Origin of the sequence: Sorangium sp. So ce119 (assembly GCF_051524405.1) — a bacterium.
Classification (GTDB): domain Bacteria; phylum Myxococcota_A; class Polyangia; order Polyangiales; family Polyangiaceae; genus Sorangium; species Sorangium cellulosum_G.
In genome coordinates this window covers 3,018,116-3,031,776 of the sequence record NZ_CP150310.1, presented here as the reverse complement: position 1 = coordinate 3,031,776, position 13,661 = coordinate 3,018,116, and the positions used below count along the sequence as shown (strand labels likewise).

At 74.0% G+C, this 13,661-nt stretch carries 11 protein-coding genes; 3 read left to right on the top strand and 8 right to left on the bottom strand.

From position 1 onward, the window contains the following. Positions 1 to 37: 37 nt before the first annotated feature. From WME76_RS11510 to WME76_RS11485, 6 genes are all read right to left on the bottom strand, one after another. The gene (locus tag WME76_RS11510) at positions 38 to 1,114 is read right to left on the bottom strand and encodes a hypothetical protein (protein ID WP_437960180.1); all 1,077 of its coding nucleotides are present in this window, start codon (positions 1,112 to 1,114) and stop codon (positions 38 to 40) included. Further along, positions 1,111 to 2,427 (bottom strand): FecR domain-containing protein, encoded by a 1,317-nt coding sequence (locus WME76_RS11505; protein ID WP_437960179.1) that lies wholly within the window; start codon positions 2,425 to 2,427, stop codon positions 1,111 to 1,113. Before WME76_RS11505 ends, WME76_RS11510 begins: the two co-directional genes overlap by 4 nt. Beyond that, positions 2,417 to 3,097 carry an RNA polymerase sigma factor gene (locus WME76_RS11500; RefSeq protein ID WP_437960178.1) on the bottom strand — a complete coding sequence of 227 codons (681 nt, stop codon included), beginning with the start codon at positions 3,095 to 3,097 and terminating at the stop codon, positions 2,417 to 2,419. Before WME76_RS11500 ends, WME76_RS11505 begins: the two co-directional genes overlap by 11 nt. 328 nt (positions 3,098 to 3,425) lie before the next feature. Beyond that, complete coding sequence (locus WME76_RS11495; protein ID WP_433936185.1) at positions 3,426 to 3,761, bottom strand: 4Fe-4S binding protein; 336 nt, start codon at positions 3,759 to 3,761, stop codon at positions 3,426 to 3,428. Further along, positions 3,758 to 5,428 (bottom strand): FAD-dependent oxidoreductase, encoded by a 1,671-nt coding sequence (locus WME76_RS11490; protein ID WP_437960177.1) that lies wholly within the window; start codon positions 5,426 to 5,428, stop codon positions 3,758 to 3,760. The genes WME76_RS11495 and WME76_RS11490 overlap by 4 nt, the downstream gene beginning before the upstream one ends. A gap of 192 nt (positions 5,429 to 5,620) precedes the next feature. After that, positions 5,621 to 6,451 carry an NADPH-dependent oxidoreductase gene (locus tag WME76_RS11485; RefSeq protein ID WP_437960176.1) on the bottom strand — a complete coding sequence of 277 codons (831 nt, stop codon included), beginning with the start codon at positions 6,449 to 6,451 and terminating at the stop codon, positions 5,621 to 5,623. Between the two features lie 362 nt (positions 6,452 to 6,813). On the opposite strand from WME76_RS11485, the gene WME76_RS11480 reads away from it, so the two are divergent. Together WME76_RS11480 and WME76_RS11475 are read left to right on the top strand one after the other, a co-directional pair. Next, positions 6,814 to 7,575: an alpha/beta hydrolase gene (locus WME76_RS11480; RefSeq protein WP_437960175.1), complete on the top strand. Its 762-nt coding sequence runs from the start codon at positions 6,814 to 6,816 to the stop codon at positions 7,573 to 7,575. Between the two features lie 123 nt (positions 7,576 to 7,698). Continuing rightward, a complete protein-coding gene (locus tag WME76_RS11475) occupies positions 7,699 to 8,733 on the top strand; it encodes a hypothetical protein (protein WP_437960174.1) in 1,035 nt (344 codons plus the stop codon). A gap of 135 nt (positions 8,734 to 8,868) precedes the next feature. Here the strand turns inward: WME76_RS11475 and WME76_RS11470 are convergent, their stop codons facing one another. Then, the gene (locus WME76_RS11470; RefSeq protein ID WP_437960173.1) at positions 8,869 to 9,597 is read right to left on the bottom strand and encodes a hypothetical protein; all 729 of its coding nucleotides are present in this window, start codon (positions 9,595 to 9,597) and stop codon (positions 8,869 to 8,871) included. A 523-nt stretch (positions 9,598 to 10,120) separates the two neighbouring features. Continuing rightward, positions 10,121 to 11,422: a 3-phosphoshikimate 1-carboxyvinyltransferase gene (gene aroA, locus WME76_RS11465; RefSeq protein WP_437960172.1), complete on the bottom strand. Its 1,302-nt coding sequence runs from the start codon at positions 11,420 to 11,422 to the stop codon at positions 10,121 to 10,123. Positions 11,423 to 11,725: 303 nt separating this feature from the next. Here aroA and WME76_RS11460 point away from each other — a divergent pair, with 303 nt between their 5' ends. Then, positions 11,726 to 13,630 carry a PEGA domain-containing protein gene (locus WME76_RS11460; protein WP_437960171.1) on the top strand — a complete coding sequence of 635 codons (1,905 nt, stop codon included), beginning with the start codon at positions 11,726 to 11,728 and terminating at the stop codon, positions 13,628 to 13,630. Positions 13,631 to 13,661 lie beyond the last annotated feature (31 nt).

The window sequence follows — 13,661 nt, the reverse complement described above, 5'->3', positions numbered from 1 at the left end:
CCGCCGGGCGCGCGCCGCGACACCGCTCGTCCTCCGATCACAGCCACCCCACGAGGCTGAGGCTGCCGAGCAGCGCCGGGCGCGCGCCGTGCGCCGCCTCGGTCTCGACGAAGCGGACCACCGGATACGGGTGCGCGACGAGCGCGTGCGCCTCGACGACGACGTCGATCCGCCGCATGAGCCCGAACTCGACGCCGGCGCCGGCGTCCGCGGCGAACGCCCACCGCGCGCTGTGGCCGCCCCGGTACGGCCACGATGCCTCGCCGTCGACGGCGACGTGGAGCGCCCCGAGGCCCACCGAGAACCTCGGGCGCAAGCGCAGCTCGGGCCAGGGGAGCGCCGCGAGCTCGACGAGCCCGAACCGCTGCTGCACGGTCGCGCTGGCCTGCGGCCCAGCGACGCGCGGCGCCGTCCCGAGCCCGGCGAGCGAGATGCGCCCCTCGATCGGCCCGTGCGGCCCGTGCGGCGCGACGCGCAGGCGCGCGACAAGGAGCAGCGCCGGGCCGATGCCGCCGGGGCTCGCGAGCAGCCCGCCCCCCAGCTCGACGCCCCACATCGATCGGCGCGACGGCTGATCGAGCGACGGCGCTGCCGGTCGAGGCACCGGCGGGTTCACCTCGCTCGGAGGCGGCGCGGCGTCACCGAGCGGCGCCGCGGGGCGCCGCGAGGACATCAGGAGCTCCAGCAGGCTCGCGCGGAGCAGCTCGACGGCGCGCACCGCGAGCACCTCGACGATGTGCTCCCGCGCCTCGCCGCGCGTGTCGATCCGCCGCACGAGCGTCTTGTTCGTCCGCGGGTCGACCACCCAGAGCTCGGCGGCCTGACCGTCCGGCGCCAGGAACAGCCCGATCAGGGCCGCGGAGCCGGCCTGCTGCCCGGCGTCGTCCATCGTCGGCCGGGGGGCGGAGGCCGACTGCGCGTCGAGGAGCTCCACGTCGAAGCCATCGGCGACGAGCTCCCCGCGGATGCGGATCAGCGCCTCGGAGATCGACGGATCGGCGGCGCCGGGCCGCACGAGGACCACACGCGCAGGCTCCGCCGACGCCGCGGGGCTCGCCGCGCAGAGGAGGAGCGTGAGGGCCCCGGCCAGCGCCTGCGCCCGCGCGAACCTCACGGCGTCCGGGCGAGGGCCCGCGCTGCCTGCGCGTAGGTTCCGCCCGGGAACCGGCGCAGGTACGCCCGCGCGACGGTCTCTGCCTGCGCGTCGCCGTGGAGCCGCTGCACGATCACCATCTTGCGCCCGAGCGCTTCGGACGCGTAAGCCCCCTGCGGCGCCTCCTTGAGGTAGGTCTCGAACCAGGCGAGCGCCGCGGCGCCTCCCTCCTGGGTCTCCGCGAGGCGGCCGAGCTGGAACGCCGCCTCCTTGCCCCGCTGCGTCGCCGGAAAGCGCCGGCGCTGGGCGAGGAGCGCCCGCCGCGCGATGTCGTTCCGCCGCGTGTACCGCGCGGCGTCCGCGAGGGCCGAGAGCTCCTCGTTGCTGCTCTCCGCGAGCGAGGCGTCGAGCCCGCGGCGCTGCGCCTCGTCGACGATGACGTCGAGCTTCCCGGCCGCGAGCTTCCCGGCCCAGTCGCGCCTCGGCTCGGCCACGGGCGCCGCCGCGGTCGCGTCCGCGGCCGGCCCTGGCGCATCCGGAGCCGGCGCTGCGCTGGGCTCCTCGACGTGGTCGGGCGCCGACGGGGCGGGCGACGGCGACGCCTCCGCGCCCTGCTGAAGCGCCCCCTGCTGAAGCGCGCCCTGCTGAAGATCGAGATCGCGCAGCAGCACCTCTCCCGTGCGCCGCCGCAGGGTCAGCCACTGCCCGGCGCGCACCGCGATCGGCTCGCCGGCCAGCGGCCCGCTGACGACGACGGCGCCGTTCTCGAGCCGCAGATCGAGGCGCTCGTCCTCCGGCGTCCAGGAAAGCGCGAAGGCCGTCCCGGTCACGGTCACGAGGAACGGCCCCGCATCGAACAGCCACTGCGCCTCCGACCGATGGACCACGCGCGCGTGGACCTCTCCCCTGTCGAGGGCGACCCTGGCGCCCTGCTCGTTCACCGACACGATGTGCGCGCGCGCCATCTCGGCGAGCTGAACCTCGGTGCCGTCGGAGAACCGGACCTTCGGACGGCTCGATGTGTCCGCGTGGACGGAGCCGTCCTGCTGCACGGCGCCGCCCTCCACCTCGTAGGAGAGCCGATCGGAGCGCGCTCCTCGCTGCTGCCACCCGTTGACGCCGACCAGGACCGCGGCGGCCACGGCGAGCGCGAGCGCTCCGCCCCGGAGGGGCGACAGCCGGAAGCCCGGGCGCCTCGCCGTCCGCTCCGTCACGCGGAGCAGCCCCTGGACACGCTGCTGGGGAGACATCGCGCCGAGCGACAGGCGAGCGAGATCGACCGCGCGCGCGGCCTTCGGGCTGAGTGCCGGGTCCTTCTCGTCGTCAAGAGTCATCCCGCGCCTCCCCTCTCATGCAGTAAGCGCCGAGAGACATGTCCTTCTCGACCTCGGACGACACACGCTCCGTCGCCCGGCTGAGCCTTCGCTTCACGGTGGCCAGCGATATCCCGGTTGCCTCCGCGATCTCGGGCAGGCTCATCCCCTCCATGTGACGGAGCACGAACGCAGTCCGGTCGTCTGCGCTCAGCGTGTCGAGGATCGCATAGAGGCGACCCAGCGCCTCGCGCGCCTCGCTGTCCGCCGGCGCGACCGCCTGCTCCGGGAGCTCGGCAGTGTCCGCGAGCTGGAGGATGCGCCTCACGCGCCTGCGGCGGAGCTCCCACTTCAGGAGTCGAACGGTCACCGAGAACACGAAGCTCCCCAGCGCATCGGGGTCTCTCAGCCCGGATACTCTGGAGAACACGCGAACAAAGACCTCCTGCGTGACGTCCTCTGCGTCGGCGCCCGGCCCGAGCACGCGCGCGACGATCCGGAACACCTTGGGCGCATGCGCGTTCCACACCGCGGCTGCCGCCCACGGCTCTCCTGCGATGAGCGCGCGAACCACCTCGCTTTCGTCAGTACCGCCACGCCCGGGCGGAGCGATGGCAAGGCTGGCTCTACGCACAACGTCATCGCTCCGAGGGCTCGTGACTTTCGCGGGTCGATCGTGAGGAGCGAGCACAGTACCGAGCCGAGGTTCCCGGCGCAAGGCGGTCAGCGCGCACGGCCCGGGAGGAGCCCACCAGATGACCTTGAGTGGAGTCAACATCGCATCGGACGCTCCCGAGCTGGGTTGCCCGGATGCCCGGCACGGCGACCACCACGGATGTCCGCGCAGGTCGCAGAGATCTCGGTGGGCACTTCGACCCAGCCAGCCGAGCGCACGTCTGTCAGGCAGTAGCCGCGCGCCCTCGAACCGGCTCACCACGAGAGCGAATAGCGCGAGGGCGGAAAATTCCCGTCGTGAAGGCGGAAACGGCGCGGGTGGAGAGGAGCGCACGGCGCTGGCGTCAGCCGCGACGCGCGACCTCGAGGACGCGGAAGGTCTGGTCGGCCTCGGCGCCCGGCTTGCGGCGGGTCCCCCACCCCACCGCGGCGCGGTAGCTCCCGAGGAGCCCGGACGCCGAGAGCTGCTCCTCGTCCACCGGGACGGGCCGCTCGGCCTCCGGCGCCACGTAGAGCGCGTCCACCGGGCAGTAGGCCTCGCACATGAAGCACGTCTGGCAGTCGCTCTGCCGGGCGATCACGGGCGCGCCGCCGGGCACGCGATCGAACACGTTGGTCGGGCAGACCTCGACGCAGAGATCGCACCCGATGCACCGGGCGTCGCTGACGAGCTCGATCATGGCGCGTGCGCCTCCACGGCGGCCGCGCCGATCGACGCCGGCGCGGGCGACTCGGCGCGGACCCAGACCTGGTCGAGCCCCCCGGTGATCAGGCGCCGCTGCTGCGCCGGATCGAGGCCCGGGTGGTCCTTGTGCTTGTGCATCCCGCGCGTCTCGGTGCGCGCGCGCGCCGCGTTGAACATCCAGCGCGCGGTGGCGACCATGGCCGCGCCCTCCCGCGCCCGCACGGCCTCGCGCACCTCCGCCGCGGGCCGGGCCTGGCGCACGTCGCGCCAGAGCGCGTCGAGCCGGTCGAGCGAGATCGCGAGCCCGCGCTCGGTGCGGAAGAGGTTCTTGTCGTACGGAAACACCTCGTCTTGCACCGACCGGATCACGCCCTCGGCGTCGATCGGCCTCGCCCCGCCCGCCGCGGGGAGCGCCGCGCGGCCGGCGCCCTCGACCTTGCGCTGACCGGCGCGGGCGCCGACGCCGCGCGCGAACAGGGCGGCGCCCTCGCCGGCCCACTGCCCCGAGGAGATGGCCCACGCGGCGTTGTGGCTGCCGCCGCCCGTGAAGCCGCCGCAGATGAGCTCCCGCGTGGCGGCGTCGCCGGCGGCGTAGAGCCCCGGCGCCGAGGTCGCGCAGGCCTGGCTGGTGATGCGGATCCCGCCGGTGCCGCGCACCGTGCCCTCGAGCCGCATCGTGACGGGGAAGCGCTGCCGGAAGGGGTCGATCCCGACGCGGTCGAACGGCAGGAAGAAGTTCGGCTGGGCCTTGCGCATCCACGCCTGGAGCGCCTCGTCGGCCTTGTCGAGCTGGGCGTAGACGGGCTGCGTGAGCAGCGTCTCCGCGATCACGGACCGCCCGCGCTGCGAGCCGGCCCCCTCGATGACGCGCCCGTCCTCGTAGTAGAACGTCGCCCAGTTGTAGAAGAGGGTCTTCGTGACCGACGCGAAGGCCGGGGCGATCGCGTACGCGTTGGAGAACTCCATGCCTGACATCTCGGCGCCCACCTCGGCGGCCATCAGGCCGCCGTCGCCGGTGAGCACGTTGGTGCCGAGGGCCTTGCTCAGGAAGGCGCACCCGCCTGTCGCGATGACGACGGCCCCGGCCTTCACCGTCCACCGGTGCCCGAGCTGCCGGCAGATGCCGGCGGCGCCGGCGACCGCGCCGTCCGCGTCGACCAGGAGCTCGAGCGCGGGGCTGTGGTCGAGGATGCGGACGCCCGCGAGCTTCACCCGCTTGCGCATGAGGCGCATGTACTCGGGCCCCTGCAGGCTGCGGCGCACGGGCTGGCCGCCGTCGTCTGTCGGAAACGGGTAACCCCAGGTCCCGAGGTCGTTCACGCTGGACCACGTCCGATCGAGCACGCGGTCCATCCAGCCCCGGTCCGCGAGGAAGCCGCCCAGGCCCTCGCGGCTGGCCTTGGCTGCCTCGCGCAGCTCGGGGACCGGCGGCACGTACCACACGCCGACCCCGGACGGCGCGGTGGCGCCGCTGCTGCCGCAATACCCCTTGTCCGCGAGCACCACCCGGGCGCCCTTCGCCGCTGCGGCGAGCGCCGCCCAGGTCCCGGCAGGCCCGCCGCCGATGACCAGCACGTCGGTCTCCAGCGCCAGCGTGTCGCTCCCGTCGAGGACACGTCCACCCTCTCCCGCGTGTGATTCAGGCTCCAGTAGCTCGCTCATGATCGGCGACTCCCTTGCTCAGGCCGACTCCCCTCTCCCCTCGAATGCAGCCGATATGCCATCACGCGCTCACTGCCCCTCTCCGGCCGGCGACGTCCTTCGTTGCTGGCGAGGCACCAGGGCCTGCTGCTCGGGTGTTGCTCCGCGCGCACTCCGTCGCGCGCGCGTGGTGGCGAGCGGGGCTCCGCCGCGTCAGCGGAGCCCGAAGCCCATCGAGGCGAGCGCCGCCCGCAGCCGGTCGCGCCCGCGCAGCGCGTGGGCCGACTCGACGCGCGCGGCCGAGTGGCGGCTCCAGCTCCCCTGCACGTCCATGCGCTCGTTCGCGTAGAAGCGCTCCATGAGCCGGTCGTAGCCCTCGAGCGCGCCGATCGAGCGATCGAAGGCGCCATACTGCTCGTGGTGCAGGACGACCTCCTGCGGGAGCCGCGGCTTGACGCTCGCCGGCGCGCTCGGGTCCGGCCAGCCGACGCACAGGCCGAAGGTCGCGAACACCTGCGGGGGCAGGCCGAGCTCGGCCGCGACCGCTTCCGGGTGGTTCCGCAGCGCGCCGATGTAGACCGTGCCGAGGCCGAGCGACTCGGCCGCGACGAGCGCGTTCTGGGCGGCGAGCGCCGCGTCGACCACGGCCATGACGAACATCTCGAGATGGTCGAGCCCCTCGTGCCCGACGCCGCGGTGCCTCGCGAGGTCGCCGATCCGCCGCAGGTCGGCGAGCCAGACCAGGAACAGCCCGCAGTCGCGCACGTGCGCCTGCCCGCCGGCGAGCTCCGCGAGGCGCCGCCGCCGCTCGGCGTCCTGCACCGAGAGCACGCTCCAGAGCTGCAGGTTCGAGGAGCTCGGCGCCGACTGCGCGGCGGCCACGAGCAGCTCGAGCGTCCCCTCCGGGAGCGGCTTCTGCGCGTAGCGGCGCACCGAGCGGTGGCCGAGCAGGCTCTCGATCACCGCGTTCCACTGCTCGAAGCGGGGCGCCGCCGCCTCGCTGCCGTATCGCTCGCCAAAGTGCTCCAGGGCGCGATTGCTCATCGGATGTGCTCCTCCTCTTCAATCCATCTTCCGGGCGCGCTCAGGGCACGAGACGTGATTCTCGGCCTCGTCGCCGCGGCGCCCGAGGTGCTCGCCAGCGAGCCGGACGCCGCGATCCCTCGGCGCGACGCGCCGCGGACGCCGGCCAACCAGGCTCATCCACCAAAACGGACAAGTATTCTGTTAAAACGGACATGTCAACAGCGCGCACAGACGGAGCTCCGGGTGTGGCGAAAAGGAGAGAGCGATCACGCGCTCGCCCGCCGCGCTTTCCGCACGAATTGCGCCGATTTCCGAGACGTGCTCGCGCTGAGCGCGGTCGAGCGCCATCCGTGGCCTGGTCCTGGCATTGCGCCAGTTTTATGAAATTTTCCGTTGTAGCCATCGCCGGGTTGGGCCTCGCCGTGCTCACGACGGGGTGTGGCAGGGAGGAGCGAGCGCTCGCGGAGGAGCGCCCGGTGCAGCCGGCGGTGGTCGAGGTCGACCAGCGCGCTGTCGATCCGCCGCTGGTGGCGACCGAGATGGCTGTGCCCGGCGACCATCCGGCGTTCGTCGTCACCGGGCCGGGCGGCGCGTGTCCGCGGATGATCTTCCTGCACGGCATGTGCGGGCACGGGCTGGGCTATGTGCAGGCCATCCAGGGCGCGGCGCGGGAGCACGGCGGGGTGCTCGGGCTGCAGGGCAACGTGCCCTGCGGCGGGGACGGCGTGTTCAGCAAGTACTCGCCGAACCCCGAGGAGCAGGACGGCCGGATCCGGGCCGCGCTCGCGGCGTGCGGCGGCGAGGCGGAGGACCTCGTGGTCATCGGCTACTCGCAGGGGGCCTACATCGCGGAGCGGCTCGCGGAGCGCTGGCCGGACCGGTACTCGCGGCTCGTGCTGCTCGGCGCGCCCACGACGCCCTCGGCGGCGCGGCTCCGGGGCATCCGGGGGGCGGTGATGATCAGCGGCGAGTTCGACGCGAAGTACCGCATGAAGGAGGGCGCCGGCGGCCTCATGGCGGCGAAGATCCCGGCGGTCTACAGGGAGATGCCCGGCGCGCAGCACGGAGCGATGCCGGACGCGGAGCGGGTGATGGACGAGGCGCTCGACTGGCTCGACGCGAATGCGCTGCCCCGCCGCTGACATGCGGCGCGCGCGTGGGCCCGAGCTCGATCGCCTGTCGCGGTCCACGCGTGCGCTCCGGCGCGCGCGCTCGAGCTGCCCTCGGCTTCGGGCGCGGGCGCGTGTGCTATGGAGCCCGCGCAGATGATCGAGCGCGCATCTTCCGGGGTGTCGTGTGAGGATGGCGCCGCGCCGGAGCCCGCGGACGCCGCGCCGCAGGGCGATGCCGCGAGCGCCGCGCTGAACCCGGGCGACGCGCTCGGCGACCTCAACCAGGCATTCCTCGACGCCTACGCCGCGCGCCGGGAGGCCATCCTCGCCAAGATCGAGCCGGTCATCGCCCAGATCGACGACAGCCTCATCCTGCGGCGCGGCGGCCAGCGGTTCGAGGGGCCCGCGCGCACCCGGCGCTACCACGAGCTCAAGGCGATCGCGCACGTCCCCCTGGCGGTCCACGCGCTCCTCTCGGGCCGGCGGGGCGCGCTCGACGGCGGCGCGCGTGCGCGTGATCAGATGGCCGAGCTCCGGCAGCGCATCGCCGCGGCCGCGGGCGACCTCGACCGCCGCGGCTTCACCCCGGAGCAGCTCGCGCGGCAGCGCCGGATCCTCGGCGCGTCGGTCGCGCTCCTCGACGAGGCGAGCGCGACCGGCGGCGTCGCGCCCGAGGCGCTGACCGCCTTCGCCCGCGCGCAGACCGAGGACGTCCTGCTCAACGCCGAGGACGCGGCGCGCGATCAGATCGAGACGATGCACGCCACGGTCGAGGGCTGGCGGCGGCAGATGACCCCCGAGGAGCGCGACGGGCTGCGGGCGGTTGTCGCGGTCTCGCACATGGCCCGGCCCGGGAACGTGGCCGCGCAGTACTTCTCGGTGACCCTGGGAGAGGCGTGGCAGGGTCGCTTCGATCAGGAGGACCTGAGGCCGGGCAAGCGCGTGCTCACGGCCGAGGCGACGTTCGACGAGGCGCAGGCGTTCGCGCTGCTGGCGACGCACGCGCTCGACGCGGGGGTGGCCACGCGGTTCTTCGACGAGGAGACCCGGCTCTCGCGCGACATCCTGGCCGACGCGGCGGAGCGGATCCTCGCCGGGATGTTCCGCAAGGCGCCGGAGCCGCCGGCGCAGCCGGTGGAGACCTCGATCGCCGATCGGCTTGAAACACCCAGGAATGAAGAGATGTGAACCACAGAGGCACAGAGGACACAGAGGAACAACAAAGAAAACGCTGTGCCCTCCGTGCCCCTGTGGCTCGTTTTCTCGGGGTTTCAGCCTGTTCGATGGGGGTCGACGCGCTGGATCGCGATCGACGTCACCTCCTCACGCCGTCTGCGGAGATGCCTGGGGCGGCTGTGCGCCCGGCGATGGCGCGGCCGTCGGTCGCGCGGCCGGCGGCTGTGCCGCCGTCGGCTGCGCGGCCGTGGGCTGCGCGGCCGTGGGCTGCGCGACCGGCGGTCGCGCGACGGCGACAGCGCCCCTCGCGGCCCGGGCTCGCCCCTCGACGATGGACGCCGCCCGCGTCTCGAACAGCGCGCGCAGCGCCGCGTAGCGCTCGGCCAGCTCGGGTGCGTGCTCGAGCGCGTTGGCGAGCTGCTTGTTCTCCGCCTCCAGGAACACGAGGGCGTCGCTCAGCGCGATCTGCTCCATCTCGCGGGCATACAGCGCGAGGGCCTGCACCGCGGCCGACAGCCGCCCGACCCGCTCCAGCCGCTCGACGAGCGCCGGCGCGCGCTGCGGGTCGGGCGCGTACTTCCCGAGGTCCGCCGCCAGATCCAGCCCGGCGGCCTCGCGCAGCGCGGCGAGCACCTCGGCGCGCAGCTCGGAAGACACCTTGCGCAGGCGGCGGTTGCGCGTGTCCGGATCCGTCGGCCGGAAGCCGGCCGGCGGCCTTGGCAAGCTCGCCGGATCGAGGATGGGCAACGCGCGGTTCTTCGCGATGGTGTCGTCGAAATCGGCCTCCGGCGCGCGGCCGCCGCCGAGCGTGGGCTCGGCGCCGGCGGGTGTCACGGGGCTCGGGGTGTTCTTCGTGCTCTTCTTTCGCGACGGCATGGGCTCCTCCTGGGGGGCGCGCGCCACGGCAGGTCATCACGGCTCGCGCGGCGCGCAGGTCTGCGCAGGGCGTATTCAAGGAAGATGCCCGCGGCCGCACGTCCGGTCACACGCGGCCCGGCGATCCGCGCGGAGGGGTGAGTACGCAATGGATTGCCGCAAGCCGCAGCATGATTGCGTAGAGATGCGCGGACGCGCCGGATCACCCCCGGCCGGGGTTCGACCATCCCAACATCCATGGTCGATCATCCCCTGTCCGTGGATTGACCCTCCAGCCATCCATGGTCGTTCATCCCGTGTCCGTGGATTGACCGTCCTCGGCCGGGGGCCGTTCGTCCCGCCGCCGAGGACCGACGATCCTCGGCCGATGACGGACCGTCACCCTCCGGCCAGGACCGTCACTCGGCCGAAGATCCTCGGCGTGCCCCTCCGTGAGCGCCGTCGGATCGCTGCTCTGCTGCGCCAGGGCCGCCGGTGCCTCCCCGGAGGCGCGTCACGTCTCGACCCGGCCCGCCGCCGGCGGTCAACCCGGCAGCGCGCCGCCGCCGACCACGCTCCGGCACCGCTCGACGTCTTCCCAGAACGTCGGATACGTCTTCGCCACGCAGGCGGGGTTCTCGATCGTCACCCCGGGCCGGCACAGCCCCAGGACCGCGAAGCTCATCGCCATGCGGTGGTCGCTGTAGCTGTGCACCACCGCCGGCGTCAGCGGGCGCGGCTCGATGCGCAGCCAGTCGTCGCCGTGGGTCACCTCCTGCCCGAGACGGCGGAGCTCCGCGACCGTCGCCGCGAGGCGATCCGTCTCCTTGATCCGGATGTTCGCCACGTTCCGGATCGTCGTCGGCCCCTCGAGGAGCGGCGCGATCGCCGCCAGCGTCATCACGGTGTCCGAGATGTGGTGCATGTCGACGTCCACGCCGCGCAGGCGGCCGCCGCCGCTGACCGTGGTGGTGTCCGCCTGCCGGGTCACGCGCGCGCCGGCCTGCTCCAGGAGCTCGACGAACCGGTAGTCACCCTGCAGCGCGCCCTCGCCGAGCCCCGGCACGGTGATCGCGCCGCCCGCGGCCGCGGCGAGCGCGAACGGGTAGCTCGCGGACGACGCGTCGGGCTCGATCGCGTACCTCCGCGGCCGGTACCCCTGCGCGGGATGGACCGCGAACCCGCCCGCGGCCTCGTCGATGCGGCCGCCGAAGTCCGCGACCATGCGGCGGGTGATCTCGACGTAGGGGCGGCTCACCAGCTCGCCGGCGATGCGCAGATCGATGGCGGACTCGGCGAAGGGGCCGGCCATCATCACCGCCGAGAAGTACTGGCTGGAGCGATCGCCGCGCATCGTCAGGGTGCCGCCCTTCAGCCGGCCGCCCCGGATCCGGAGCGGCGGGCACCCTGTCGGGCACTCCACGTCCGCCCCGAGCTGCCTCAGCCCGTCGACCAGGTCGGCGATCGGCCGCTTGGCCATGTGCTCGTCGCCGACAAGCACCACCTCGCCGGGCACGAGGCACGCGAGCGCCGCCAGGAAGCGCACCGTGGTGCCGCTGTTCCCGATGAACAGCTCGCGCCCCGGCGCGCGCAGCCGGTGACGCCCGCCCTCCACGACCAGCGTGCTCGGACCGGCGTCCTGGATCCGGATCCCCAGCGCCTCCAGGGCAGACCGCATGTGCCGCGTGTCGTCGCTGTGCAGCACCCCCTCGAGCGTGCTCTCGCCGTCGGCGAGCGCCGCCAGGACCAGCGCGCGGTTCGTGATGCTCTTCGAGCCGGGGACACGCCAGGTCAGCTGTGGGGGCGAGGAGAGCGGGACGATGGGCAAGGGACCGGCGGGGATCATGGGGCGCCAGACTAGATCCTGACGCCCGAGCCCGCCACTTCGGTCATACGGCCGGCACGCCCGATCGAGCCGCTCGTCCCCTGCGCCGATCGAGGCTACGCCCCCCGCGCCTCATCATGTAATGGGATGTCATGGACTCCGCAGCGGCAGGGTGCGAGCACCTCGCCGTGCGCTCGCTGCTCTCGTCGGACTCCTGCGGATCTCGTCGATTCCTTGATGAAGCTCGCCCGCTTCAGCCACACACCGCACCGGCGAGGCTCCCCTGCTTCAGCCACGCGCCGGCCCCCTTGACCGAGGCCCCTCTTGTCCTCTCGCCCGACCCATCGCGAACACCACCGCGGCCCCCGCTGCCGTCTCCTCCTCGCGGCCGCGACCCTGGGGCTCGTGCTCGCCGCCGCCCCCTGCGCGCTCGCTGCGCCGCAGGAGACGCCCCAGCCCGCCGACGACGCGCCCCGGCCCGCCGACGACGCGCCCCGGCCCGCCGACGACGCGCCCCAGCCCGCCGACGCGCCCCAGCCCGCCGACGCGCCCCAGCCCGCCGACGCGCCCCAGCCCACCGGGCCCACGGCGCGGGACAGGGCCGCCGAGCACTACAGGAGGGGCCTCGCCTTCTACGACCGGCGCGACTGGTCCAGGGCACTTGCCGAGTACCTCGCCGCGCAGCAGCTCTACACGAACTGGACCGCGACGAGCGCCGCCGCGCTCTGCCTGACGCACCTCGGGCGCCACGACGAGGCGCTGGAGATGTTCGAGGCGCTGCTGCGCGACTTCGGCGACCGGCTGCCCGCCGCGGCGCAGGCGGCGGCGCAGCGCCAGCTCGACGACCTGCGCCGGATGGTCGGCATCCTCGAGGTCGACGCCGCCGAGCCGGGCGCGTCGATCGTGGTCGACGGGCGGCGCCGCGGCGAGGCGCCGCTCCCGGCGCCGCTCCGCATCACCTCGGGCAGCCACTGGGTGCGCGTGTTCAAGGAGGGCTTCGAGCCGTTCGAGCAGCGCGTGGAGGTCGCGGGCGACCGGCTCGTGCGCGTCCATGCGCGGCTCCGGCCGCTCTCGCGCATGGGGCGCCTGCGGGTCGTCGAGCAGAAGGGCCGCCCGCTGGATGTGCTGGTGGACGGCAACATCATGGCCAAGGCCCCCTGGGAAGGGCTGCTCACGCCCGGCGAGCACACGGTCGCGCTGCGCGGCGAGCGGCGCCTCGGCACGCCGCCTGTGCGCGTCGAGGTCGAGGTCGACAGGACCGTGCCGCTGACGCTCTCGGCGGAGGAGCTCGCCTCGGCGCTGCGCATCGAGCCGGTGCCGGTCAACGCCAGCGTGGCTATCGACGGCGTGCTCGTGGGCCGGGGCCTGTGGGAAGGGCGGCTGCGCGCGGGCGCGCATCAGGTGGAGATCGCGGCGCCCGGGTTCCTGCCGGAGTCGCGCCGGGTGGTCCTCGGGCGCGACCAGATCGAGGTCGCGCGCGTGAGGCTGGAGCGCGACCCGAGCTCGCCCTTCTGGCGCAGGCCCTCGCGCCCGTCGCGCCTCGTCGTCGAGGCCGTCACCAGCGTCGTGCTCGTCCCCGGCTTCGGCGGCGGCGTCGCGGGCACGTGCATCCGGAGCTGCGAGGAGTCGCTCGGCACGGGCGGCGCCGCCGTGCTCCAGGTCGGCTACGAGCTCGGCATGGGCCTCGGGTTCGGCGTCACGGCCGGCCACCTGGCGGCGTCGCAGCGCCTCGAAGGCCGCGCGACGACGGTGACGCCGGTCGGCCTCGAGGACAACCCGGGGACCGTCGACGATCGGCTGTCGCTGCGCGGCGCGCTCCTCGGCGGGTGGGTCGGCTTCACGCTGCCGCTCTCCGACCGCGTTCCACTGCATTTCCGGCTCGGCGGCGGGGCCCTCATCGGCTCGCTCCTCGACGAGCGGACGAACGGCGCGTTCATGGCGAGCGGCGACGCGCCGTACGAGCTCGGTCCCTACGTCCAGAAGCACCCGGCGCTCTTCTTCTACGCGACCCCCGAGGTGCGGCTCGGATGGTCGCTCGGCCGGCGCGTCCAGGTGACCGCCAGCGTGGCCCTGCCCCTGCTCGTCGATCGCCGGCAGGCGCAGTGGGACCCGGGCCAGGTCGTGCCGGCGGGGACCGACGGCCGCGGGCAGTTCCTGGCAGAGCGGCTCACCGGCCCCGTGGTCCTGACGATCGCGCCCGGGATCGGCGCTCGTTACGAGTTTTACTGAGCTGCTTGGAGAGAGGTCGAGATGCTCGCGG

Excerpts from the sequence above, each read along its gene's own strand:
- WME76_RS11490 (WP_437960177.1), bottom strand. The coding sequence starts at position 5,428 with ATGAGCGAGCTACTGGAGCCTGAATCACACGCGGGAGAGGGTGGACGT.
- WME76_RS11495 (WP_433936185.1), bottom strand. The coding sequence starts at position 3,761 with ATGATCGAGCTCGTCAGCGACGCCCGGTGCATCGGGTGCGATCTCTGC.
- WME76_RS11485 (WP_437960176.1), bottom strand. The coding sequence starts at position 6,451 with ATGAGCAATCGCGCCCTGGAGCACTTTGGCGAGCGATACGGCAGCGAG.
- WME76_RS11480 (WP_437960175.1), top strand. The coding sequence starts at position 6,814 with ATGAAATTTTCCGTTGTAGCCATCGCCGGGTTGGGCCTCGCCGTGCTC.
- WME76_RS11470 (WP_437960173.1), bottom strand. The coding sequence starts at position 9,597 with ATGCCGTCGCGAAAGAAGAGCACGAAGAACACCCCGAGCCCCGTGACA.
- aroA (WP_437960172.1), bottom strand. The coding sequence starts at position 11,422 with ATGATCCCCGCCGGTCCCTTGCCCATCGTCCCGCTCTCCTCGCCCCCA.
- WME76_RS11505 (WP_437960179.1), bottom strand. The coding sequence starts at position 2,427 with ATGACTCTTGACGACGAGAAGGACCCGGCACTCAGCCCGAAGGCCGCG.
- WME76_RS11475 (WP_437960174.1), top strand. The coding sequence starts at position 7,699 with ATGATCGAGCGCGCATCTTCCGGGGTGTCGTGTGAGGATGGCGCCGCG.